This window comes from uncultured Oscillibacter sp. (assembly GCF_900544955.1).
In the GTDB taxonomy this organism is placed as follows: Bacteria; Bacillota; Clostridia; order Oscillospirales; family Oscillospiraceae; genus Oscillibacter.
This window is the reverse complement of the sequence record NZ_UQXD01000038.1, coordinates 1-23,761: the sequence shown is the minus strand read 5'-3', so window position 1 is coordinate 23,761 and position 23,761 is coordinate 1. Positions and strand designations below refer to the sequence as shown.

Genomic DNA, 23,761 nt, shown 5'->3' with positions numbered 1-23,761 from the left:
CGGGCATATCCTCCGGATATGCCCGCTGCCCAGGGGGTCCCTCTGCCGCCCGCCCTTCGGGGCGGTCCGCGGGGTTTGCTTATTGCAGCGCCCTCCAGTCCTCCGCGCCGCCGCTCTGGCGGTAGGTGTGGGGGTTGGTGGCCTCCATGATGCTGTAATAGGCCCAGTAGTCCTCGTCCAGATCGCTGAACTGTCTCAACTCATCGGCGTGGGCATCCACAAAGTCCTCGTCCGCGCTGCGGCCCAGCATGTTGTCCACGATGGACGCCACCGCCGCCCGGGTGATGGGGGCGTTGGGCCGGAAGGTGCCGTCGTCGTAGCCGCCGATCCAGCCGTAGCCGGTGGCGGTCACAACGGCGTCGTAATACCAGTCGCCGGGCCGGACGTCGCCGAAGGCGCTCTCCCCGGCGCGGTCCAGCGCGGCAAAGCGCATGGCGATGACGGTGAACTCCGCCCGGGTGACGGCCCGGTAGGGCCGGAAGGTGCCGTCCTGATATCCGGTGAGGATACCCAGGGCGGACAGGGTGCGGACGGCGGGGGCGTACCAGTCGCCGTCTTTCACGTCGCTGTAGCGGACATCCGTGGGGACCTCCCGGTTCAGCAGCAGGTTATAGAACATCTGCGCCACCTCGGCCCGGGACATGTTCCGGTTGGGGGCGAAGGTGCCGTCCTGATACCCGTGGAGGAAGGCGATGTGGTCCGTGGTGTTCAGCCAGTTGGACACGCCGGTGCCGCCGGGGTCCGCCACGCCGCCGCGCCAGGCGGCGTACAGCGTCACAGTGGCCTTGTTCACGCTGACGTCGCCGGTGACCTTGTCGCGCAGGTCCTTGTCGTAGTACCAGCCCGCAAAGCGGAAGCCGCTTCTCTCCGGCGTGGGCAGGTCCTCGTAGTCCTTGGTCCACTTGCGGCTGCTGGTCTCGGACCGGATGGCCTCGCCGCCGTTGGTGTTGTACCGCAGGGTATAGCTGTCGTCATCGTCGCTGCCGCCGTTGGTCCGCCATTGGGCAACCAGGGTGAGGGAGGCGGTGACCGGCCGGGTGAAATCATAGGGTTCGCCGTTGAAGTACCAGCCCAGGAAGGTGTCGCCTCCCCGGGTGGGGTCGGCGGGCTTCACTGCCGGGCTGCCCGCCGCCACCGTCTGGGACGGGACGGCGCTGCCGCCGCTGCTGTCAAAGTGCACCGTGTAGGTCTCCGGGGGTGTCACGCCCTTTTCGTTGAAGGTGTAGGTATACACGGCGTCGGCGGTCTGGACGCCCGCGGGGTCCTTGTCCCAGGCGCCGCCCTCAAAACCCTCCAGCGGCTGCATGCCGGTGGGAATCCAGGCGTCCAGCGCGGTGCCCTTTTCGATCTCCACCTGCTGGTCCGCCGTGGTGCCGTCCGCCCAGGTGCCGTTGACCACCCGGAACAGGATGGTCACCGTCTCGGGGGCGGGCGGGGTGCCGTAGACCGCTTCAAAGGTCAATTCCGCGTAGAGGAAGTCCCCGTCCTCCGCCCAGCCGGAATCCCCTACCAGGGCCGCCAGCTCCGTCAGGTTGAAGCCGCCGGTGTAGGGAGTGTCGTTCAGTGTCCAGCCGGTGATGGTCTTCCCCTCGTATTCCGTGGGCGGGACCACCGCCGGATGCTCCGCCGTCAGGGCAACCGGCGCAATGATGTCCGCGGCGGTGTCCGGGTCCTGGAAGGAGACCGTGATCTGCTTTTGGGGGTCCGCGGGAACGGACTCGCAGGCCACGCTCACCACCGCCATGGCGCTGGTGGTCCAGGTCTCCGTCCCTGCGTCATATTGGAGCGTGATGGATACCGATCCCTGTTCGTCCGCCGTCCCATGGGGCGTCCCCGTGTCCACGCTGTACTGGGCGGCATAGGCATCGGGCTGGATCGTGACCGCGCAGGTATAGCCGTCCACGTCGTTCCCCTGAACCGCTCCCGCCGTATAGCCGCCGGAGAGGAGGCCGTAAGTCCGGTCCTGGTGGGCGGCGCTCTCGTTGGCGCAGTGCACCTGCACGAACGCCCCGTCCAGCGCCCCGCTCAGCTCTCCGCCGGGGGCCTCTGGAATGTTGGCCGTGGACTTCTCCCACACCGCGTAGAGGGTTTTGGCAGGGGCGGCGGCATAGAGCGTGATCTCCTCTCCGCCCTGGTACGCAGCCGTTTCTGCCGTCGCCGCGTCCGCCCAGCCCAGGAAGGTATGGTTTTCCCAGGTGGGCTCTGCACTCGTCACCGTGAAGGTATGGCTCGCCTCGGCGGTGCTGGCTGTATCGGCGGCGGGGGCATCGGTTCCGCCGTTGGCGTCGTAGGACAGGGTGTAGTCTGTGGGAATTGCGTCCTCCTGCCACACCGCGTAGAGGGTCTGGCTGGGGCTGTTCTTTTGCAGCGTGATCGTATCTCCGGCGGAATACGCCGCCGCCGTCGCGCCGCTGGCGGTGGCCCAGCCCAGGAAGGTGTGGTTCTCCCAGGTGGGAACGCCGCTTGCAACCGTGAAGGTATAGCTCCCCGTGGTGCTGCTGCCCGTCTGGGCGCCGGGAGCGCCGGTTCCGCCGTTGGCATTGTAAGACAGGGTGTAGTCTGTCTCCGGCTCGGGAAGCGCCGTCCCGCCGGTAATGGAGAGATAGGTCGACGTTCCGCCGGAGCTGTTAAAGGACAGTCCGAACGTTACATAGCCGCTGGCGCCGCTCATATCCTTGTTCGTAATGCGGGCTCTGGAGACATCGCTTCCGGACAAAGTCGTTTTGAAGTTTCCAATCTCAATGTCCATGCACAAGTCCCAGCCCGTTGCATTGCTGCCGGTAAAGTACGCTCTTGCCGACCCGCTGGCATTGCTGCTGCCAACCGCGCTCTTATTGATGTACTTTGTGACCCTGATGCTGCTGACGGTATGTTCCCCGGTGCCCGGACTATAAAAGGGCGCGCCGTAGCTGCTAACGGTCAGGGTCAGCGGGACTCTCGTAATCTCATACGCCAGCGCCGTCGCGGGCAGGAGGGTCAACAGCATCACGAGGGCCAGCAGGGTTGCTAAAAATCGTTTCTTCATTTGATTGCTTCCTCCAAATACTTTTTTCAGCTTGGCCCCGCTTCCGGGGCCGGGATCACAGGCGCCTCACCTCCCCGCCGCTCCCCCCGATGGCCATCTGCTCCGCCTCCAGCAGGCGGTCGTGGGCCTGCTCCGCCAACACGGCGAGGCCGCTTTGAATCTCCGCCTGGGTGGTCTGATACAGCTTTTTCAGGCACCGGGGATTTCCCTTCCCCTCCGGCACCCGGGCGTCGCGGCACAGGGCCCGGATGCTGTCCGTCACGTTGGAGCGGCTCATCAGCCGCCCGTTCCGGGTGGTGAACAGCGGCCCCGCGGCGATGCCCGCCTGCCGGGCATAGTCCAGCAGCTCCCGGCGCAGGCACTCCGGGATGCGGACCGTCCGGCCGCTCCCCCGCAGACACCCCTCCCGCGCGCCCTCCGCCGTCACACCGGCCAGCTCCTCCAGGGAGAGGCCCATGCCCGCGATGGCCTTCATCAGCAGGTAGGCGCGCTCCCTGCCCAGCAGGCGGGCGGTCCGCAAAAGCCGCAAGTACTCCTGGCGGGTCAGCTCCGGCTGGGACGTCTTCCCCGGCCGGAGGTGCGCTGTGAGCTGCAGATCCCGGCGGCCGCAGTGGTCCAGCAGGCCGTTGGCGGCGGAGAGGCCGCAGTTCACCGTCTGCGCGGCGTAGCCCTCCGCGAGCATCCAGTCCCGCCACTGGCCAAGGGTCTCCCGGCGGACAACTTTCTCCGGCGGCAGGTAGTCATACAGGGCGGTGAGGCAGCGGCGGTACACGCCCAGGCTCTCCCGCTTCCGCCCCCGGTCCCGCAGCACCTCCAAATAGTCCCCGATGAGCGCCTCCGTCAGCGGCAGCGCCGCCCGGAGCTCTTTTGGCATTTCCCGCATCCGCATCTCCTCCGCTCCGACAAAATCAATAATTTGTCCGAAACGTCCCCCGCCGCGCCCGGCAGGCTGCGGCAAAAGGGCAGAAAAAAAGCCCCATGCAGCAGCATGGGGCCGGGGTTCCGGGCGTGAAAACCAGACCGATTGAAAAAGAAGCGCAATCGGCCGGTTTTGTCGTGTCAAAATCTTTGAAAACCGCTTGCCACCTGGGGACAAACGTGCTAAAATGGCAATAAGTACTTGGGCGGCGTCATTTTTTTGCGCCGGATACCAGACAAACTATTGATTTTGTCCCGCCGGTGGGTCCGGCGGTTCTTTTTTTGCCGTCAGCAGACCAGGTGCAGCCGCTCCAGCTGGCGGCTGTGCTCCACACCGGTGGAGATCAGGTAGATGCGGGTGGTCTCGATGCTGGAGTGGCCCAGCACGTCTGCCAGCTTCGCCACATCCCGGCTCACACGGTAGAAGGCCCTGGCGAAGAGGTGGCGCAGGTTGTGGGGAAAGACCTTGGTGGGGGCCACCCCCGCCCGGGCGCACAGGGCCTTCATCTCCGCCCAGATCTGCTTGCGGCACCAGGTCCCGCCCCTGCGGGTGCGGAAGACCTCCCCCGCGGCGATCTCTTCCCGCCCGGCATAGCGCAGCAGCTTCCGGCACAGCTTGTCCGGCAGGAGGATGGTGCGGATTTTTCCCTTCAGGGCAATCTCCGCCCGGCCCCGGGCCAGGGCCTCCACCGTGATATAGCGGACCTCCCCCACCCGGATGCCGGTGGCGCCCATGGTCTCCATCACCAGGGCCAGCCGCTCCCGCCCCTGGTCCCGGGCGGCGGCCACCAGCCGCTCATACTCCGGCCGGGTCAGCTCCCGGGCGTCCTCCCGGAAGAGCCGCCGCTGGATTTTCAAAAAGCGGACCCGGCACTGCTCCCAGCCCAGGGAGCGGAACAGGGTGTTCACCGCCGCCAGCATGGCGTTCACCGTCACCGGCGCGTAGCCCGCCCGCCGCAGGGACTCCTTCCACTCCGCCGCCGTCTCCCGGGTCACGGCCCGGCCCGCCAGCCAGCCTGCAAAGGCACCGGCATCCCGCAGGTATTTCTCGATGGTCCCCGGGCTGCGCTCCTCCTCCCGCAGATACCGTCCGAAGGCGGCCAACTCCGCCGGACCCAGCTTCTGTTCTGCCATTTCAAACGCCTCCTTCTAAAATGGTCTCCCATCGTATTATCTTCTATTTCCGCCGGATTCTATACGGTATTTTTGCCGCCGGGAACCCCGGCGGCAAAAATACAGGCCCCCGCCGGCAATTGTGCCGGCGGGGGCCTAAAAAAAGCGGATGCCCGGAGGCGTCCGCTTTTGCCGCTGTATGATGTTTTTGCTCACACCTTGACCTGCCGGGCGGGCAGGGGCGCGGGCAGCGGGGGCAGGATGCGCTCCCGGCGGTAGATCTCCTGGAGCTGGAGGCCCACGGCCAGCAGGCTCCGCCGGAGGGCCACCGCCCGGCCCGCCGCCGTCAGATCCGGCAGCGTCCCGTCCAGCAGGCCCGCCACCGCGCGGCAGAAGCCCTCCGTGTCCGCCGCCTTGTAGACGTTCTCCCCGTCCCGGAGCCAGCCCCGGTACACCGGGATGTCCCGCACCACGGTGGGGATGCCGCAGCTCAGGGCCTCCAGCACCACGATGCCCTCCGTCTCCTCATGGCTCATGAAGGCAAAGGCGTCGGCCCCGCAGTAGGCCTCCCGCAGCTGCTCCCGGTCCACGTAGCCGGGGAAGGTCACGTTGGGCGGGGCGGCGGCCATGTCCGCCTGGATGGCGGCGGGAATCAGCCGGGGGCTGGTCCAGCCGAACCAGAAAAACCGCACCTGGGGCATCCGCCGCGCCAGGTCCAAAAACTCCGGCAGGCCCTTTCGGGCGATGGTGTGGCCCACGGAGATGACGGCCTTCTCCCCCTCCTCCAGGCCGTAGCGCCGGCGGAAGGCGGCGCCCTGCGCCGCGTCGTAGCGGAAAAAGGCGGTGTCCACGCCGTTGGAGAGGCTGTACACCGGGCGGCGCAGCCCGTAGTGCTCCAGCAGGTCCTTGGCGTAGTCCGTCGGCGTCACCACCACGTCCCCCAGGCCGTAGCAGAAGGTGATCCAGCGGCGGAACAGGGGGGAGAGCAGGTTGGAGCCCTTGAAGGAATTGCGGAAGTCCTCCATGGTGGAGTGGCCGTACCACACCACCTTCCGCCCCCGCAGGCGGGCCCACACCGCCGCCGCCACCGAGTCCGGCAGGACGGTGTTCACATGGATGGCCACGGTGTCCCGCGTCCAGCGGTCCCCGGGCTGGAGACCCACCTGCCGCAGGGAGTCCCGCTGGTGGCGCATGGCCTGTCCCACGCCGCTTTTGCCCACCAGCTTCTCGCCGCCGCGATAGATATAAATGCGCATGGCTTCACTCCTTCTTTCATCCCACCAGGGTCTGCCACACCATGGTCAGCCCCAGGCTGTACAGGGCGATGGCAAAGGGCTTGCCCAGGAAGATGATGGCGCTGTACCGCCGCCAGCTCATCTCCGTGGTCCCCGCCAGATAGCACAGGAAGTCGTCCGGCGCCACCGGCAGGAAAATGGCCAGGGCAAACAGCCGGGAAAACCGCCCCTTCTCCTCCGCCCAGCGGCTGTAGCGGTCAATGGTCTTCTGGGAAAACAGCAGCGGCAGCAGCGGCTTGCCGCAGCTCCGGGCCACCGCGAAGGCCATCAGGGACCCCGCGCAGATGCCCACGTAGTTATAGACAAACCCCCACACCGGGCCGAACAGCAGCACCCCCGCCAGGCAGCCCAGGCCGCCGGGCAGAATGGGGATCACCACCTGCACCGCCTGAAACACGGTGAACAGCAGCGCCCCCGCCGCGCCGGCGCCGGACACCAGGGCCTCCAGCCGCTCCTGGGAGGTGAGGACGCCGGTCCGCCAGCCCCACACGGCCAGCACCACGCAGATCACCAGGCCCGCCAGGGACGCCGCCCGCAGGGCGGTCTTTTCAATGGGCTGGGTCATGCGGGCACCCCCTCCCGGTGACGGCGGGCGATCTGGGTGCGGTAAATCTCCTCCACCTGCTGGGCGAATGCCTCGGCGGAGAAGGCTTCGGCGCTCCGCCGGGCCGCCGCCGACAGCGCCTGGCTCCGGTGGGGCTGGGCCAGGAACAGCGTCAGCTTTTTGGAGAACTCCGCCTCATTGCGGTACTGCCAGCCGTTCTCCCCCTCCCGGACCACGCCGGCAAGGCAGGGGTCCGCCCGGCACAGCACCGGCACGCCGGCGGCCAGGGCCTCCACATAGGTCAGTCCCTGGGTCTCGCTGGTGGAGGCACTCACAAACAGGTCCCCCACCTGATACCAATCCGCCACCTGCTCCGGGGCCACCTGCCCGGCGAACACCACGTCCGGCGCCGCCAGGCCCAGCTCCGCCGCCAGGGCCTCCAGCTTCCCCCGGTGGGGGCCGTCCCCCACCAGCAGCAGCGTCGTGCCCCCCGGCCCCATGGCCGCGCGGAGGCGCAGCAGCTCCTCCAGATTCTTCTCCTCCGCCAGGCGGCCCACATTCACCAGCACCAGGCGGTCCGCCGGAATCTCCAGGCTGGCCTTCAGCACCGCCGTCCGCCAGGGGTCCATCCGGCGCTGGAAGCGCCGCAGGTCGATGCCCGAGGGCACCACGAACACCGGGCGGTCCACGTTGTAGTCCTCCAGCAGCAACCGCACCTTCCCCGTGGGGGCGATGAGGCAGTCCGTCTGGGCGGCCACCCAGCGGGAGAACACCGCCACCGCCTTCTTCCCGAAGCGGACGCTGGGGGAGAAATAGTGGGTGTAGTCCTCGTAGACGGTGTGGTAGGTGTGCACCAGGGGCACGTCCAGCTCCTCTGCGATGCGGCGGGCCAGGAAGAAGGTGGAGAATTCGCACTGGGAGTGGACCACGTCCGGCCCCCAGGCCACCAACTCCCGCACGTACCGCCCCGCCAGGGCCGTCCGCAGCCGGGCACCGGGATACACCAGTCCGGCCGCCACGGACCCCAGGGCGGTCACGCCGTCCTGCGCGCAGGAGCGGGTGGTCTGGGACAGGGTCAGCACCCGGACCTCATGGCCCCGGGCCTCCAGCTCCCGCCGGAGATTTTTTACGGAGGTGACAACACCGTTCACCGCCGGGCTGTACCAATCTGTGGTGATCAAGATCTTCATGGAGTATCCCTCATTTCGCTTCGTCTATTCTCTGATACGACACAGGCCGCCGTTTTTCTTCAATCTTCCGGAAAATTTGCTCAGCTTCCGTCCCGGATATCTGTACTAGCTATAATAGTACAGTTAGTACAGTTTGTCAAGTGTCCCGCCTTCAATATATTCCTCCGGGATGAAATTCCGGCTGGTCTCCGGGTAAAATTTCAGAAAAACTTTCCATATACAAAAGACGTCTCAGCCGGCGTTTCGTTTCACCCCTCACGCCGCCTCCCCCACAATCCGCTCGTAGGTCCGGGCGGTGAGGCCGAACACCAGGGCGTAAATGCCGCAGAACACCAGCAGCGTGCCCCCGGTGCAGAGGGCGAACAGGGCGATGTTGTACAGCCCGAACAGCTCCAGAATCCGGCACAGCATCCCGAAGGCCAGCAGGATGTGGAGCGCCGCCGCCCCCAGGGGCAGGAAGAACACCAGCAGAATCTGGCTGCGGATGGAGGCCCGGACCTCCCGGCCCGTCATGCCCACCTGCTGCATGATCTGATAGCGCCGTTGGTCCTCGTAGCCCTCGGAGAGCTGCTTGTAGTAGATGATGAGCACCGTGGCCAGCAGGAACAGCAGCCCCAAAAACATCCCCACAAACAAAAAGCCGCCGTAGAGAAGATAGTAGTTCTGGGCCATCTCCGCCTGCCGGGCGGCGGGCAGGATACCCTCCGCGATTCTGGCGGCCAGGGCGTCCTCGATGCCCAGGTACAGGCACAGGGTGGCGGACACCGTCACCAGCACCATGGAGGAGAGGATGCAGATGTTGGCAAGGCCCACGGCGTTCTGCTTCATCCGGTACAGCAGGCCGGAGACCGCTGTGAAATGGCGGGTCTGGTAGTAGAACCGGCGGTCGGCCCGGAGCCGCTTCAGCACGGCGACGGACCCGGCGGTGAACAGGCAGTAGGTGCCGATCATCACCAGCACCACCGCCAAAAAGAACAGCGCCAGGGCGTCCACCGGGTTTTGGGTGGTCACGGCCAGGGCGTAGCCCGCCCCCAGGGTCAGCACCCCCACCGCCGCCAGGAGCTTCTTCGTCCGGGGCTCCCGCTGGCCCGCGGAGACGCTCTGCAGCAGCTCCACAGGCTGAGAGCGGCCCACCGCCAGCAGGTTCACCCCCAGCGCCAGGAGGAAGAGCACCGCCATCAGCCCCGCCGACTCCCCCATGGCCCGGAGGCTGACGGAAAAGGGGAAGTCCACCGGAATCCGCACCAGGGCCAGCAGCAGCGCCAAAAGCCCCCGGGACAGCGCCACCCCCGCCGCCAGGCCCCCCAGCAGGGACACCCCGGCGCACAGCAGCGTCTCCCACAGCAGCGTCGCGGCGATGTGGCGTTTCTCCAGCCCCAGCACCTGGTACAGTCCCAGCTCCCGCTGCCGCCGCTTCATCACAAAGCCGTTGGCGTACAGGAGGATCACCCCGGAGAACGCCGCCACCACCCCGCAGCCCAGGCCCAGCATCGCCCGGAGGTAGGGGGCCTGGTACACAGAGTCCACCACGTCGTTCCAGATGAGGAACCGCAGGACATAGTACATGGCGGCCAGGGCGCCGCAGGTCAGCAGATACGGCCCGTAAAACCGCCGGCCCCGCACCAGGTTCACCAGGGCCAGCCGGGGGAAGAAGGTTCCGTTACGCATCCTGCTCCCTCCCCTCCGTCAGCACCGCGGAGATGCGGGCGAGCTGCCGCTCCCGGCTCTCGCCGCCCCGGTACAGCTGGTGGTACACCCGACCGTCCCGGAGGAACAGCACCCGCCCGGCGTGGCTGGCGGCCGTGGCGGAGTGGGTCACCATCACCAGGGTCTGCCCCTCCCGGTTGATCTCCCCAAACAGCTCCAGCAGAGCGCCGGAGGCCCGGGAGTCCAGGGCACCGGTGGGCTCGTCCGCCAGCACCAGCTGGGGGTCGGTAATCAGCGCCCGGGCCACCGCCGCCCGCTGCTTCTGCCCGCCGGAGACCTCGTAGGGGTATTTGTCCAGCAGGGCGCCGATGCCCAGCCGCTCCGCCAGCGGGGAAAGCCGGGCCTCCATCTCCCCGTAGGCCTTCCCCGCCAGCACCAGGGGCAGGAAGATGTTGTCCCGGAGGGAGAAGGTGTCCAGCAGGTGGAAATCCTGAAAGACGAAGCCCAGGCGGGCGCGGCGGAAGGACGCCAGCTCCCGGTCCCGGACGCGGGAGAGGGCCTTGCCCCCCAGCAGCACCTCCCCCTCCGTGGGCCGGTCCAGCGCCGCCAGGATATTCAAAAGCGTGGTCTTGCCGGACCCGGACTCCCCCATGATGGCCACGAACTCCCCCGCCTCCACGGTGAAGTCCACGTCCCCCAGAGCCTGAACCCGGGCGCCGCCGAAGCGGGTGGTGTAGACCTTCTGCAAATGCTGCACTTCCAACAGGGACATAGATGTGCCTCCTCTGTATTACTGTATTGTTGTATTGGTGTATTAATCGTATAATACAAATAGCACACAGCGGGCGCTTTGTCAAGGGGCATTGGAAAAAAAAGCAGGGGGAGGCGATGCCTCCCCCTGCTTTTTCTCCGCCCTCAGCGGATCTCGATGGTTTTGCTCTGCGGCGTGTCCTCCAGGATTTGGGCCGTGGGGGTCTCGTCGGGGACGGCCTCCTCCGGCCCGTCGATGAATTCCAGTCCGGTGGAATCCAGGAAGGCCTGCGCCGCGGCGGGGTCCGCCCTGTTCTCGTCCAGCGGCAGCTCAAACAGCACGCCGGTCACGTCCTCCTTCAGGGTCAGGGTGTCATCCTCCCCCGCGTCGAACATGGACGGAGAGGGCACGCCGCCTTCATAGATGGCGAAGTACACCGGGTGGTCCGCGAACATCTCCAGGTTCCGGACGTCAAAGAGGTAGTAGGCGATGCCGTCCTGCACGAAGGACTGACAGCCCGCTCCCAGGGTCCAGGCGTTGACCGCGCCGACGTGGAAGCCGCCCACCAGGGGGGTGTAGGTCAAATCCGGCTGTTCCTCCAGGGGGGTGCCGTCGGCCAGGGCAACGGTGAACACGGCGTAGGTCCGGTCGTCGATGAGCTCCCCGTTATACTCCATGGGGGCGGCGGACAGCCCCGCGCCGGAGGCCAGGCCTGCCAGGGTGAAGGTGTAGTCCCCGGCCTGCCGGACATCGTTCAGCGCCGCCGCGTCCCCGTTTTCAAAGGCCGCGGCCAAGAGCGGCTCCTCCATCTCCTCCGCCACCTGGGCCGGGGTCAACAGCAGCATGGCGGCGGACACGGATACCGCCAGCAGCGCCACGGCGGCGGCGATCAAAACGACCAACTTCTTCTTTTGGGTAAACATGCTTTGCTCCTCCTTGTTCAGTTCCCGGGCGCGGTCCGCCAGCAGTGCCGCGGTCCGGCTCTGAAAATCCTCGGAGAAATGCAGCGTGTCAAAGGCCTTGCGATAGCTCTCTCGATTCATTTCTCTTCCTCCTCCAGCATCTGCCGCAGCCGTTCCCGGCCGCGGGCGAGGCGGGTGCCCACCGTGGGGGTGGGCAGGCCCAGCAGTTGTGCGATCTCTCGAATGGAATAGCCCTCGTAGTAGTACAGGTGGATCACCCCGCTGTACTTGGCCGGGAGGGCCCGCACGGCCTCCAGGAGTGCGCTCTCGCCCTCCGGGGGAGCGGCGGCCTGGGCCGCCTCCTCCAGGGGGAGATTCCGCCGTTCCGCCAGGCGGCGGATGTCGCTGGCGCGGTGGAGAGTGGCCCGGATGAGCCACGCCTTCTCGTGCCCGGCGTCCCGGAACACGGGCCTTGCGGACAGCAGCCGCAAAAACACCTCCTGCACGGCATCCTCTGCGTCGGCGGTGGAAGGCAGGCGGGTACAGGCCAGCCGCAGCAGCATGGGGCTGTACTCCGCCACCAGACGGCAGACGGTTTCATCGGTACCGGATGGAACCATGATCCTCACTCCTTTCACCTATCACACGGCTCAGACGCCGGATATTTTTCACCATCGGGATATTTCGCAAAAAATCATCCCCCGGGGCCAGCCGCCCCGGGGGATGATTGTGTCGGGAAGCATTTACTTGGAGAAGCTCTCCACGTCGGCCTTGGCGCCCTGCATGAAAATGTAGGTGTCGCAGGCGTAGCCAATGAACTTCACGCCCAGATCGCGCCACTTCTTGCCGCCCTCCACGGAGTCGGCGAAGCAGCCCACCTTCACGCCCTTGGCGGCGGCCTTGGCGATGATGCCCTTGATGCACTCCACCACGTCCGGGTGGTCGATCTGGCCCACCAGGCCCAGGGAGCTGGACAGGTCGTAGGGCCCCACGAACACCACGTCGATGCCGGGGACGTCCAGAATCTCGTCCAGGTTCTCCACGGCCTTCTTGCCCTCGGCCTGGACGATCACCACGGTGTCCTGGGCCTTGGCGAAGTAGTCCTTGCCGGGGATGGCGCCGAAGCCCGCGGAGCGGACAAAGCGGCAGGTGCCCCGGGTGCCGATGGGGGAGAACTTGGCGGCGGACACGGCGGCCCGGGCCTGCTCGGCGGTGTCGATCTGGGGGATCATCACGGCGCCGGCGCCCACGTCCAGGGCCTGGTCGATCCAGATGTCACTGCCCCGGGGAACCCGGACCACCGGGCACACCCCCGCCACGTTGGCGGCGCGGATCAGATTGGGCAGGGTCTGGTGGGTGGTGGTGCCGTGCTCCATATCCAGCAGCACGAAGTCATACCCGGCGTAGCCGGCGGCCTCCACAAAGGCGGGGTCGGTGCTGATCATGAAGGGGCCCAGGGCACCCTTGTCGGAATCCATGGCGGCCTTAAACCGGGCCACGCTCTCCATGGTGGGCATCTTGCTGACATCCATAAATGATTCTCCTTCTCATGTTCCGGCGGGGCTGCCGCCGTTGATTCCTCGGAGCGGAATGGGCTTCCACTTCTTGCACTACCTACACTATACCCACGCCCACCGCCTTTTGTCAACGGAATATCCAATCTTTTTCTTCTTTTTATCGGCCCCGGCGGCATTGACACGCCTCCCCGTCCAATGCTATCATGGGCATATGATCCCAACCCGCCCACGGCGGGAAACGAAAGCAGAAAGGGAGAACATTTGATATGGAACGCAGCAAACATATTCTGGAGGGCCTGAACAACCAGTATTACCGCGCCACACTGAAGTCCATGGGCTTCACCACCGATGATCTCAAGCGCCCCGTCATCGGCATCGCCAACGCGTGGAGCGAGTGCGTCCCCGGCCACTTCAACCTCCGCCAGGTGGCCCAGCGGGTGAAGGACGGCATCTACCGCGCCGGCGGCACCCCCATCGAATTCGGCGTCATCGGCGGGTGCGACGGCATGGGCCAGGGCCACGACGGCATGCACTACATCCTCCCCTCCCGGGAGCTGATCGCCAACTCCATCGAGTCCATGGCCCAGATCAACCTGTTCGACGGGCTGGTGCTGCTGGGCTCCTGCGACAAGATCGTGCCCGGCATGCTGATGGCCGCCGCCCGGCTGGACATCCCCTGCATCTTCCTGCCCGGCGGCCCCATGGAGGGCGGCGCGGTCTTTGACGGCCGCCAGTCCGACCAGACCTCCAGCACCGAGGCCTACGGTATGCTCTCCGCCGGAAAGATCACCGAGGCGGAGTACGTCTCCCTGGAGAACACCTCCTGCCCCGGCTGCGGCTCCTGCTCCTACCTGGGCACCGCCAACACCATGTGCGCCCTGGCGGAGGCCCTGGGCATGACCCTGCCCGACGGCGGCCTGGCCCCCGCCACCTCCGCCGCCCGGCTGATGAAGGGCGAGGAGACCGGCATCAAGATCATGGAGCTGGTGGAAAAGCACATCACCGCCCGGAAGGTCCTGACGGAGGGCGCCGTCCGCAACGCCATCAAGGCGTGCCTGGCCATGAGCGGCTCCACCAACGCCGTCATGCACCTCACCGCCATCGCCCACGAGGCGGAGCTGGACATCCGGGTGCTGGAGGAGTTTGACTCCCTGTCCCGCACCATCCCCCAGCTGGCCAAGATGAACCCCGCCTGCAAGTACAACGTCATCGACTTCTACAAGGACGGCGGCGTGCCCCGGCTGATGGAGAACCTCCAGTCCCTGCTGGAGACCGGCGTCATGACCGTCACCGCCCAGACCCTGGCGGAGAACATCGCCTCCCACCGCTACACCTATCCTGCCACCGGCCTGGTGAACCACACCCTGGACGACCCCTTCGGCTACACCGGCGGCGTGGCGGTGCTGCGGGGCAACCTGGCCCCCGACACCGGCATCACCAAGCCCGGCGCCTTCGACAAGAGCCTCCAGCACTTTGAGGGCGAGGCCATCTGCTTCGACTCCGAGGAGGCCGCGGAGGAGGCCATCCTGGCGGGCAAGGTCCACGACGGCCACGTGGTGGTCATCCGCTACGAGGGCCCCAAGGGCGGCCCGGGCATGCGGGAGATGTTCAAGGCCATGAAGTACCTCTACGGCCGGGGCCTGGCCCTCACCACCGCCCTCATCACCGACGGCCGCTTCTCCGGCACCAACAACGGCTGCTTCGTGGGCCACATCTCTCCGGAGGCCGCGGAGGGCGGCCCCATCGCCATCGTCCACGACGGCGACCGCATCGTGATCGACGTGGAGAGCCGCAAGCTGGAGCTGCTGGTGCCTCAGGAGGAGATCGACGCCCGCCTGGCGGCCTGGAAGCGGCCCGAGCCCAAGTTCAAGAAGGGCTGGCTGGGCCTGTACTGCAAGATCGCCGCCTCCGGCTCCGAGGGCGCCATTTTGAAGTTCGACAACCTGTAAGCCACCGCTTCAACAAGATCACAGGGGACGCCCGCAGAAGCGGGCGTCCCCTGTTTCGTTTGTTAAAAAAACCTTTCAGCGTTTCACCGCCGAAGTGGCAAACGCATAGAACTTCTGCCGCGGCATGTACGCGGCGGAACATTCTGCTCGGCTCGCAATGGTGCAAGCGGTGCGCCTCCGGCGCACCAGTCGGGGCGCAGGGGGCCGCAGCGTTTCCAAACCAGTACCCGCAGCACTGGCTCGACAGCCACAGGGACGCCCGCTTCTGCGGGCGTCCCCTTTTTCAGCGCCTCCGGCGGGAGAGGAGCAGCGCCCCCACCCCGGCGAAGACGGCCAGGTCCGCCAGATTGTAGACGTACCGCCCCAGAGGCCCCGGGACCTTGGGAAACCGCAGGTAATCGTATACCCGGCGGTGGCGGACCCGCTCGTACAGGTTGGAGAGCCCGCCGCCCAGCACCAGGCCCGCCCCCGCCGGGCACCGCCGCCCCCAGCGGAGGAGGCCCGCCAGAGCCAGCGCCCCGGCGGCGGGCAGCCACCGCGCCGGCACCGGCAGCCCGAAGGCGGCGCCCCGGTTCCACAGGGCGGTGAGGCGCACCCGGTCCCCCCAATAGGACCGCTCCCGCCGGGCGGCGCGGTCCAGATACCACCGGGCGGCGGTGCAGGAGGCAGCCGTCCCCAAAGCTGTCAGCAAACCGGTCACGGCTCCTCCTCTCCGGCCTTGGCGGCCTTCTCCAGGGCGGCCCGGAGGGCCCCCCGCTTCTGTTTGCGATTATTTTTCTCCAGGGCAGCGGAGATCTGGCCCTGGACCTGCTCCACCTCTTCCCGGAAGGCGGAGGCGGACAGCCGCAGGGCCCCGTGGCCCAGAATGATGAGCTGCTCCGGCCCGTCGGAGGTGGCCACCCGCACCCGGTGCTGCCGCCCGATCTCGTAGGTGGCCCGCTCGATATAGGCGTCCGCCGTCTCCGCCTCCTTGGTGTAGACCACGTGGATGTTGTGGTACGGCTCCACGGACCCCTGGCCCCCCTTCACCTTGTAGGCGTCGAAGACCACAATCACGTGGCAGTGCCGGTAGCCCTGGTAGTTGCACAGCAGGTCGCACAGGCTCTTCCGGGCGGCGTCCAGGTTCTCCCGGGCCATGGCCTTCAGCTCGTCCCAGGCGAAGAGGATGTTGTACCCGTCCACCAGCAGGTACTCCTCCCCCTGGAACCGCCGCTCCGCCTCATCCTCCCGGGCCGGGGGGCGCCGGGGCGGGCGGGGCGGCTGAAAGGCCCGCTGCTTCACCGGGCCGTAGGTCCGCTCGAAGATGGCCCGCAGCTCCTTGTCCGCCTCGATGCCGCCCGAGGCGGCGGGCCGGGGCCGAACCGGGGCGGCGGGCGCCTCCTCCGGCGCCGCCGGGCGCAGCACCGGCTCCACATGGGCGTTGGCGGCCACTTGGTCCCACTTCACCGTGTAGCCCCCACCGTGGGCACAGAACACCGAGTCCGGCGGGTTGTCCACATCCCGCTCCGGGTCATAGCCGGAGGCGGCGGCCACCGCCGCCCCGTCGGCGCAGGGACGGTAGCCCGAGAGGGTGCACAGCAGCCGCCCCCGGCCCCGGGTGTAGGCCGCCACCTCCCGGGCATAGTCCCGCAGGGCCGCCACCGGGGCGGCGCCGGTGAGAACCGTCTCCTCTCCCGCCGCCTCCGGCGGGTCCGTCTCCCCATTCATCCGCTGGAGGTCGCTGATGGCCCGGCCCACCTGGTCCGCCGGAAGCTCCAGCCGGAAGGCGTACCAGGGCTCCAGCAGGACGCTTTGGGCCTGCATCAGCCCCTGGCGCACTGCCCGGTAGGTGGCCTGGCGGAAGTCACCCCCCTCCGTGTGCTTCACGTGGGCCCGCCCCGCCACCAGGGTGATCCGCAGATCGGTGACGGGAGCGCCGGTCAGCACCCCCGGGTGCTCCCGCTCCGCCAGGTGGGAGAGAATCAGCCGCTGCCAGTTCCGGTCCAGCTGGTCCTCGGGACAGGCGGCGGCCAGCACCAGGCCGCTGCCCCGCTCCCCCGGCTCCAGCAGGAGGTGGACCTCCGCATAGTGGCGCAGGGGCTCAAAGTGGCCGATGCCCTCCACCGTGTCCGCGATGGTCTCCTTGTAGCGGATGGTTCCGGCGCCGAAGGCCACCTCCATGCCGAACCGCTCCCGGAGGACCCGCTGCAAAATCTCCAGCTGCACCTCCCCCATCAATTGCAGGTGAATCTCCCGGGCCGCCTCGTTCCAGACCACGTGGAGCTGGGGGTCCTCCTCCTCCAGCTCCCGCAGGTGCAGCAGCGCGGTGTGGGGATCCGCGCCGCCGGGCAGCAGCACCCGGTAGGCCAGCACCGGCTCCAGCACCGGGCCGGTCCAGGCCCCCTCAAACCCCAACCCCATGCCCGGCGCCGTGCGGCTCAGCCCCGTGACAGCGCACACGGTGCCCGCCGGGGCCTCCTCCACCGTGCGGAATCTGGCGCCGGAGTAAATGCGCAGCTGGTCCGCCTTCTCCTCCCACGCCGCCTGGGGCGGCGTGTCCTCCCGGCGGTTGGTGAGGACGTCCTTCACCCGCAGCGTGCCGCCGGTGACCTTCAGGTAGGTGAGGCGGGCCCCCTGGCCGTCCCGGGCGATTTTGAACACCCGGGCGCCGAAGGCACCGGGATATGCCGGCACCGGCGCATACCGGGCCAGGCCCTCCAGCAGCTCGTCCACCCCGTCCAGCTTCAGCGCGGAGCCGAAGAAGCAGGGGAACAGCGCCCGCCGCCGGATCAGCTCCGTCACGTCCCCGTCCGCCAGGTCTCCGGTGTCCAGATACCGCTCCAGCACCGCCTCGTCGCAGAGGGCGGCCTCCTCCGCCAGGGTCTCCGGCGCGGTGAAGTCCACGCAGCCGCTCCCCAGGCGGCGCTTCAACTCCGCCGTCAGGGCCGCCCGGTCCGCCCCCGCCAGGTCCATTTTATTGAGAAACAAAAACACGGGCACGCCGTACCGCTCCAGCAGCCGCCACAGCGTCCGGGTGTGGGCCTGCACGCCGTCGGTGCCGCTGACCACCAGCACGGCGCAGTCCAGCACCCGGAGCGTCCGCTCCGTCTCGGCGGAGAAATCCACGTGCCCCGGAGTGTCCAGCAGGGTGATGGACCGGTCCCCCCAGGTCAGCTCCGCCTGCTTGGCGAAGATGGTGATGCCCCGGTCCCGCTCCATGGCGTCCGTGTCCAAAAAGGCGTCCCTGTGGTCCACCCTTCCCAGCCGCCGCAGCGCGCCGCCCCGATACAGCAGCGCCTCGGAGAGGGTGGTCTTCCCCGCGTCCACATGGGCCAATATGCCAACGACCAGCTTTTTCATGCCAGCCCTCCAACTTCTGTCCAGAATGTCTTCATCATATCATCTCCCGGGGACGGGCGCAAGCGCCCGGCGGCCCGTCTCCGTTCCCATCTACATATTTCCGCAAAAGTTAATCGTTTTCCGCAGAATATAATCAATTTCTCCAGAAGAATCTTGACAGGAACTCTCTGGAATTGTATAGTCGAGGAAAAAGGTCTTTCACCCCGCCATGGCTGGGGCGGGCCGTGTCAACATCCACCCAAACCGACAAGGAGGAACCAGTATGGACAAACATGTGAAGCGGATCGGCGTCCTGACCAGCGGCGGCGACGCCCCCGGCATGAACGCCGCCGTCCGGGCGGTGGTCCGGACCGCCATCGCAAACGACATTGAATGCATCGGCATCCGCCGGGGCTGGGGCGGCCTCATCAACAGCGACTTCGTGCAGATGGACGCCGGCAGCGTCAGCCATATCATCGACAAGGGCGGCACCATTCTCTACACCGCCCGCAGCGAGGAGTTTTTGAGCGCCCCGGGCCGGGAGAAGGCCCTGGCCACCTGCAAGCTGCTGGGGCTGGACGGCATCGTGGCCATCGGCGGCGACGGCACCTTCCGGGGGGCCCTGGCCATCAGCCGCCAGGCGGCGGAGATGGCCCACCCCCTCCAGGTGGTGGGCATCCCCGCCACCATCGACAACGACATCGGCTGCTCCCACTACACCATCGGCTTCGACACCGCCTGCAACACCGCCGTGGAGTGCATCGACAAGCTGCGGGACACCATGCAGTCCCACGAGCGCTGTTCCGTGGTGGAGGTCATGGGCCGCCATGCCGGGTATCTGGCGCTGTACGTGGGCATCTCCGTGGGCGCCACCGCCGTGCTGATCCCGGAGCGGGAGGTGGACTTTGAACAGGACATCGTGGAGAAAATCCGCCGGGCCCGGCTGGCGGGCATCACCCACTACATGGTGGTGGTGGCGGAGGGCGCCGGCAGCGCCGTGGACATCGGCCGCCGCATCCACGACGAGATCGGCATTGATCCCCGGGTCACCGTGCTGGGCCACATCCAGCGGGGCGGCTCCCCCACCGCCCGGGACCGGGAGACCGCCAGCCGCATGGGCTACGACGCGGTGATGGCCCTGGCCGCCGGGCGGGGCAACCGCATCATCGCCACCCAGGACGGCCGCATCGTGGATCTGGACATGGAGGAGGCCCTCCAGATGACCAAGCCCTTCCAGATGGACCGCTACCAGATTCTGGAGGCCCTGACCAGCTCCGGCCGGGGCGAGACCGCGCTGTAAGCAGCCGTACATCAAAGAGGGAGCGTGCCCCTGCGGGGCACGCTCCCTCTTCTTCTATTTGTTCTGCCCGTAGGTCTGGAAGCGGCCCATGGCGGCGTCCATCTCCTCCGCCGTCAGCACCCGGGGCGTGCCCACGGCCATGGCCCGCCACTGGAGCTCCGCCACAAATTCCAGGTCCCGGGCCAGGGCGTAGGCGGCGGGCAAGCTCTCCCCCCAGGCCACCAGGCCGTGGTTGCCCAGCAGCACCGCCCGGCCGTCGCCGCAGGTTTCCACCGCCTGCCGCGCCAGCTCCTCCGTGCCGAAGAGGCGGTAGGGGGCGCAGGGCACCTCCGCCGCGCCGGCGGCGGCGATGGCATAGTGCACCGCCCGGAGGGGCTGGCCCAGCACCGCCAGGGTGGTGCAGTAGGTGGAGTGGGTGTGGACCACCGCCCGGGCGGCGCCGTGGCGGCGGTAGAACCGGGTGTGGAGGGCCCACTCGCTGGAGGGCTTCCGCTCCCCCTCCACCACATGGGCCTCCAGGTCTGTCACCACGATGTCCGCCGGGGTGATGGAGCCATAGTCCATGCCCGAGGGCGTGATGGCCATGAGGCCCGCCGCCGGGTCGTAGATACTGAGGTTTCCGCTGGTGCCGGTGCTCAGTCCGGCGGCGCTCATCCGCCGCCCCCACGCCGCCAGCTCCTCCCTTGCCGTTTGCAGCTTCATGGGCAAACCTCCCTTTCAAACATGGCCGGAGGGCGTCCTCCGGCGGGATTTCAGGCCGCGGGCCGGCGGCTCAGCAGGCGCCGCTTCCAGATGGAGGGGGCGAACAGCAGCAGCATGGGGAAGATCTCCAGCCGCCCCACCAGCATGTTGAAGGACAGCAGCAGCTTGCTCCAGGGGGAGAACATGGAGAAGTTGCCCATGGGGCCCACCAGCTCCAGCCCGGGGCCGATGTTGTTGATGCAGGCGGTCAGGGCGGTGAAGGTGGTGATGAGGTCGAACTGCTCCAGCGACAGCAGCAGGAAGGAGACGGTGAACACCAGGACGTACACGGTGAGATAGAGGTGGACGCTGCGCAGGTGCCGGTCCGTCAGGGGCTTGCCCTCGAAGCGGACGGTGGACACCGCGTTGGGGTGCAGCATCCGCCGCATGTCGCCGTAGGACGCCTTGGCCAGAATCACGATCCGGGCCACCTTGATGCCGCCGCCGGTGGACCCGGCGCAGGCTCCCACAAACATCAGCACCACCAAAATTGCCTTGGAGAAGGAGGGCCAGGTGTTGAAATCCACTGTGGAATAGCCGGTGGTGGTGATGACGGAGGAGACCTGGAAGAAGGCGTGGCGCAGGCTGACGGCGGCGGAGCCGTACAGGTGGGCGATGTCCACGGCGATGGCGATCACCGCCGCGCCCACGATCAGCAGATAGCCCCGCAGCTCCTCGGAGTGCAGCACGTCCCGGAACCGGCGGATCAGCAGGAAGTAGTACAGGTTGAAGTTCACGCCGAACAGCAGCATAAAAACGCCGATCACGATGTCGAAATAGGGGCTTTGGTAGGCGCCCACGCTGAGGTTGCGGCAGCTGAAGCCGCCGGTGCCGGCGGTGCCGAAGGCGTGGATGCTGGCGTCGAAGAGGGACATGCCCCCCAGGAGGAGCAGCACAATCTCCACCAGGGTCATGGCCAGATAGATGCCGTAGAGAATCTTGGCGGTGTCGCTCATGCGGCTGACCAGCTTGCCCACGGAGGGGCCGGGCACCTCCGCCCGCAGCAGGTGCATCCCGTGGCCGTCGGTCATGGGCAGGATGGCCATGACGAACACCAGCACGCCCATGCCCCCCACCCAGTGGGTGAAGCTGCGCCAGAACAGGCCACCGCGGCTCAGGGATTCGATCTCCGTGAGGATGCTGGCGCCGGTGGTGGTGAAGCCGGAGACGGTCTCAAACAGGGCGTCCACATAGGAGGGGATGTCCCCGGAGAGGACGAAGGGGAGGGCGCCGAAGGCCGACACGGCCATCCACGCCAGCGCCACCACCGCCAGGCCGTCCCGGGCGTACAGGGCGGTGCGCTTGGGCCGCCGTCCGCCCAGGGCCAGGCCCACCAGCACCAGAAGGACCATGGGCATGAAGAAGGGGGACATCGCCTCCCCGTGGGCCGCCGCCACCGCCATGGGCAGCGCCAGCAGCGCCGCCTCCGTCAGCAGGATGCGGCCGATGACGTAGCCGATCATTTGATAGTTCAACGCAATGCCTCCGCCTTCACTCTAAAATATCGCAGATGTCCTGCAGCGTGGTGTCCGTGGTCACCACGATCACATCGTCGTTGCGGTGCAGGACATCGTTGCCGGAGGGAATGATGATGCGGCCGTTCTGGCGGACGATGCCCGCCAGCAAAATGCCGCTTTTCAGCTTCAAATCCTTCAAAGGCACGCCGATGAACGGCACATCCCCCGTCACGCCGAACTCCAGGGCCTCCACCGCGCCGTCCACCAGGCGGTGCAGCGTCTTAATCTTGGCGCCGGAGGCGCTCTGCATGGCCCGGACGTACTGGACGATCAGCTCCGTGGTGACGGAGGCGGCGGACACGATGCTGTCGATCATGCCCGCAGCGGACACCAGGTCCACCAGGGGCTTGCGGTTGATTTTGGCCACCACCTTGCAGCAGTCCCCCGACTGCCTGGCGGCGCTCATGGACATGAGGATGTTGGCCTCGTCGATGCCGGTGATGGCCACGAAGGCGTCGGTCTGCTCAATGCCCTCCTCGTGGAGCAGCTCGCTGTCGGTGCCGTCCCCCACGATGACCAGGGCCCGGGGCAGCATCTCCCCCATCTGGACGCAGCGCTGCTCGTTCTGGTCGATGATCTTCACGGACATGCCCATCTCCAGCAGCTCCGAGGCCAGGTAGTAGCAGATTTTGCTGGCGCCCACAATCATCACGGAGGAGGCCCGGCTGCGGAACACCCCCAGGTGGCGGAAGAACTGGGAGAGCTGCTCCGGCGAGGCGGTGAGGTAGATTTTGTCGCCGGAGCGGAGGACGAAGTCGCCGGAGGGGATGATGGTCTCCCCCTTCCGGGCCACGGCGCAGATCAGCACCCGGACCCGGATGTTGCGGTACAGGTCCGAGAGCTGCATCCCGTCCAGGGAGGAGTGCTCCGACAAACGGTACTCCACCAGCTCCAGCCGCCCCTTGGAGAAGGACTCCAGCTTCATGGCCGCCGGGAAGCGCAGCACCCGGGCGATCTCCCGGGCGGCGGCCTTCTCCGGGTTGATGGCCATGGAGAGGCCCAGCTCTTCCCGCATGAAGCGCAGCTGGGTCTCGTACTCCGGGTTGCGGATGCGGGCGATGGTGTGGGCCACCCCCAGCTTCTTGGCAACCAGGCACGCCAGGATGTTGATCTCGTCGCTGGAGGCGGTGGCGATCAGCAGCTCCGCCTTGTCGCCGTCCGCCTCCTTCTGCACCTTGTAGCTGGCGCCGTTGCCGCACACCCCCATCACGTCGTAGATGTTGATGATGTTGTCGATCAGCTGGGCGTTCTGGTCAATGACCGTGACCTCGTTCTCCGCGGAGAGCTGCTGGATCAGCGCCAGTCCCACCTTGCCCGCGCCCACGATGATAATCCTCATATGTCCTTCCTCAATTTCCCTTCTATATTCTGTCTATGTCCCCCGCTGGAAAACCGGGGCAGCCAAATCTGTCCTGCAAATATAAAGGATTATACCCAATCTCCCCTGAAAAGGGAATACCTTTTCCCGTGGCTTTTGCAGAATTTTTGCGTCCCGGCGGACTTCTTCCATTTTTTCTCTTGACAAACCGCCGCCGCGTGCTTAGAATAAGCCTAAATTATTTTAGTTAAAAATTTTTAATTAAAATAATTGATATTTCGACATCAAGGAGTACCAATATGGAATTCGAGAAAGTGCGCGACATCATCGTGGAGACCATCGGCTGCGACGCCGAGCAGGTGACCCTGACCGCCAGCCTGGCGGACGACCTGGGCGCCGACTCCCTGGCCTCCGTGGAGCTGGTGATGGCTCTGGAAGAGGCCGCCGGCATCACCATCGACGACGCCGACGTGGCCAACCTCAAGACCGTGGGCGACATCATGGACTACCTGGCTGCTCACAAGGCCTGACCCCCTCCGGAGGGGGACCTCCCCCTCCGGAAACCACGTTCCGTGGAGAAAGGAAGCACCATGACCAACCAAGAAATTTATGATCTGATTGCCTGCTTTGAGCGCAGCTCCCTCCAGACGATGAAGCTGTCCCGGCAGGATTTTTCCATAGAGCTGACCCGCGGCGGCGCCCCTGCCGCCGTTCCC

Annotated in this window: 19 protein-coding genes; 3 read left to right on the top strand and 16 right to left on the bottom strand. The window is 66.8% G+C overall.

All coding sequences use genetic code 11. The features are described 5' to 3' along the window. Window positions 1-79: 79 nt before the first annotated feature. From QZS21_RS09170 to QZS21_RS09120, 11 genes are all read right to left on the bottom strand, one after another. A complete protein-coding gene (locus QZS21_RS09170) occupies window positions 80-3,025 on the bottom strand; it encodes an InlB B-repeat-containing protein (protein ID WP_295582624.1) in 2,946 nt (981 codons plus the stop codon). A gap of 55 nt (window positions 3,026-3,080) precedes the next feature. After that, window positions 3,081-3,899 (bottom strand): hypothetical protein, encoded by an 819-nt coding sequence (locus QZS21_RS09165; RefSeq protein ID WP_295582622.1) that lies wholly within the window; start codon window positions 3,897-3,899, stop codon window positions 3,081-3,083. Between the two features lie 332 nt (window positions 3,900-4,231). After that, window positions 4,232-5,077: a tyrosine-type recombinase/integrase gene (locus tag QZS21_RS09160; protein ID WP_295582620.1), complete on the bottom strand. Its 846-nt coding sequence runs from the start codon at window positions 5,075-5,077 to the stop codon at window positions 4,232-4,234. A gap of 191 nt (window positions 5,078-5,268) precedes the next feature. Continuing rightward, window positions 5,269-6,312, bottom strand: a complete 1,044-nt coding sequence (locus QZS21_RS09155) for a glycosyltransferase family 4 protein (RefSeq protein WP_295582619.1) — start codon at window positions 6,310-6,312, stop codon at window positions 5,269-5,271. A 16-nt stretch (window positions 6,313-6,328) separates the two neighbouring features. After that, the gene (locus QZS21_RS09150; RefSeq protein ID WP_295582617.1) at window positions 6,329-6,916 is read right to left on the bottom strand and encodes a TVP38/TMEM64 family protein; all 588 of its coding nucleotides are present in this window, start codon (window positions 6,914-6,916) and stop codon (window positions 6,329-6,331) included. Then, on the bottom strand, window positions 6,913-8,085 hold the full coding sequence (locus QZS21_RS09145) for a glycosyltransferase (RefSeq protein WP_295582614.1): 1,173 nt from the start codon (window positions 8,083-8,085) through the stop codon (window positions 6,913-6,915). Before QZS21_RS09145 ends, QZS21_RS09150 begins: the two co-directional genes overlap by 4 nt. Window positions 8,086-8,340: 255 nt before the next feature. Then, on the bottom strand, window positions 8,341-9,753 hold the full coding sequence (locus QZS21_RS09140; protein WP_295582612.1) for an FtsX-like permease family protein: 1,413 nt from the start codon (window positions 9,751-9,753) through the stop codon (window positions 8,341-8,343). Beyond that, window positions 9,746-10,504: an ABC transporter ATP-binding protein gene (locus tag QZS21_RS09135; protein WP_295582610.1), complete on the bottom strand. Its 759-nt coding sequence runs from the start codon at window positions 10,502-10,504 to the stop codon at window positions 9,746-9,748. The genes QZS21_RS09140 and QZS21_RS09135 overlap by 8 nt, the downstream gene beginning before the upstream one ends. Window positions 10,505-10,647: 143 nt before the next feature. Next, window positions 10,648-11,526, bottom strand: a complete 879-nt coding sequence (locus tag QZS21_RS09130; protein WP_295582607.1) for a hypothetical protein — start codon at window positions 11,524-11,526, stop codon at window positions 10,648-10,650. After that, the gene (locus QZS21_RS09125) at window positions 11,523-12,005 is read right to left on the bottom strand and encodes an RNA polymerase sigma factor (RefSeq protein WP_295582605.1); all 483 of its coding nucleotides are present in this window, start codon (window positions 12,003-12,005) and stop codon (window positions 11,523-11,525) included. Before QZS21_RS09125 ends, QZS21_RS09130 begins: the two co-directional genes overlap by 4 nt. Window positions 12,006-12,128: 123 nt before the next feature. Continuing rightward, window positions 12,129-12,917 (bottom strand): HpcH/HpaI aldolase/citrate lyase family protein, encoded by a 789-nt coding sequence (locus QZS21_RS09120; RefSeq protein ID WP_295582603.1) that lies wholly within the window; start codon window positions 12,915-12,917, stop codon window positions 12,129-12,131. Between the two features lie 251 nt (window positions 12,918-13,168). On the opposite strand from QZS21_RS09120, the gene ilvD reads away from it, so the two are divergent. Beyond that, complete coding sequence (gene ilvD, locus QZS21_RS09115) at window positions 13,169-14,851, top strand: dihydroxy-acid dehydratase (RefSeq protein ID WP_295582601.1); 1,683 nt, start codon at window positions 13,169-13,171, stop codon at window positions 14,849-14,851. Window positions 14,852-15,134: 283 nt separating this feature from the next. Here ilvD and QZS21_RS09110 read toward each other — a convergent pair whose 3' ends face one another. Then, on the bottom strand, window positions 15,135-15,542 hold the full coding sequence (locus QZS21_RS09110) for a signal peptidase II (protein WP_295582599.1): 408 nt from the start codon (window positions 15,540-15,542) through the stop codon (window positions 15,135-15,137). 5 nt (window positions 15,543-15,547) lie between these two features. Beyond that, complete coding sequence (locus QZS21_RS09105) at window positions 15,548-18,190, bottom strand: translation factor GTPase family protein (protein ID WP_295582597.1); 2,643 nt, start codon at window positions 18,188-18,190, stop codon at window positions 15,548-15,550. A gap of 262 nt (window positions 18,191-18,452) precedes the next feature. On the opposite strand from QZS21_RS09105, the gene QZS21_RS09100 reads away from it, so the two are divergent. Next, window positions 18,453-19,469, top strand: coding sequence for an ATP-dependent 6-phosphofructokinase (locus tag QZS21_RS09100; RefSeq protein WP_295582594.1), 1,017 nt, complete (start codon window positions 18,453-18,455; stop codon window positions 19,467-19,469). Window positions 19,470-19,523: 54 nt separating this feature from the next. On the opposite strand, the gene QZS21_RS09095 is transcribed toward QZS21_RS09100, so the two are convergent. From QZS21_RS09095 to trkA, 3 genes are read right to left on the bottom strand one after another with little or no spacing between them, the layout of a single operon-like run. Next, on the bottom strand, window positions 19,524-20,171 hold the full coding sequence (locus QZS21_RS09095; protein WP_295582592.1) for a class II aldolase/adducin family protein: 648 nt from the start codon (window positions 20,169-20,171) through the stop codon (window positions 19,524-19,526). A gap of 50 nt (window positions 20,172-20,221) precedes the next feature. Then, window positions 20,222-21,685, bottom strand: coding sequence for a TrkH family potassium uptake protein (locus QZS21_RS09090; RefSeq protein ID WP_295582590.1), 1,464 nt, complete (start codon window positions 21,683-21,685; stop codon window positions 20,222-20,224). A gap of 16 nt (window positions 21,686-21,701) precedes the next feature. Then, on the bottom strand, window positions 21,702-23,066 hold the full coding sequence (gene trkA, locus QZS21_RS09085) for a Trk system potassium transporter TrkA (RefSeq protein ID WP_295582588.1): 1,365 nt from the start codon (window positions 23,064-23,066) through the stop codon (window positions 21,702-21,704). Between the two features lie 278 nt (window positions 23,067-23,344). Between trkA and acpP the strand changes: the two genes are divergently transcribed. Continuing rightward, a complete protein-coding gene (gene acpP, locus QZS21_RS09080) occupies window positions 23,345-23,575 on the top strand; it encodes an acyl carrier protein (RefSeq protein ID WP_295582586.1) in 231 nt (76 codons plus the stop codon). Window positions 23,576-23,761 lie beyond the last annotated feature (186 nt).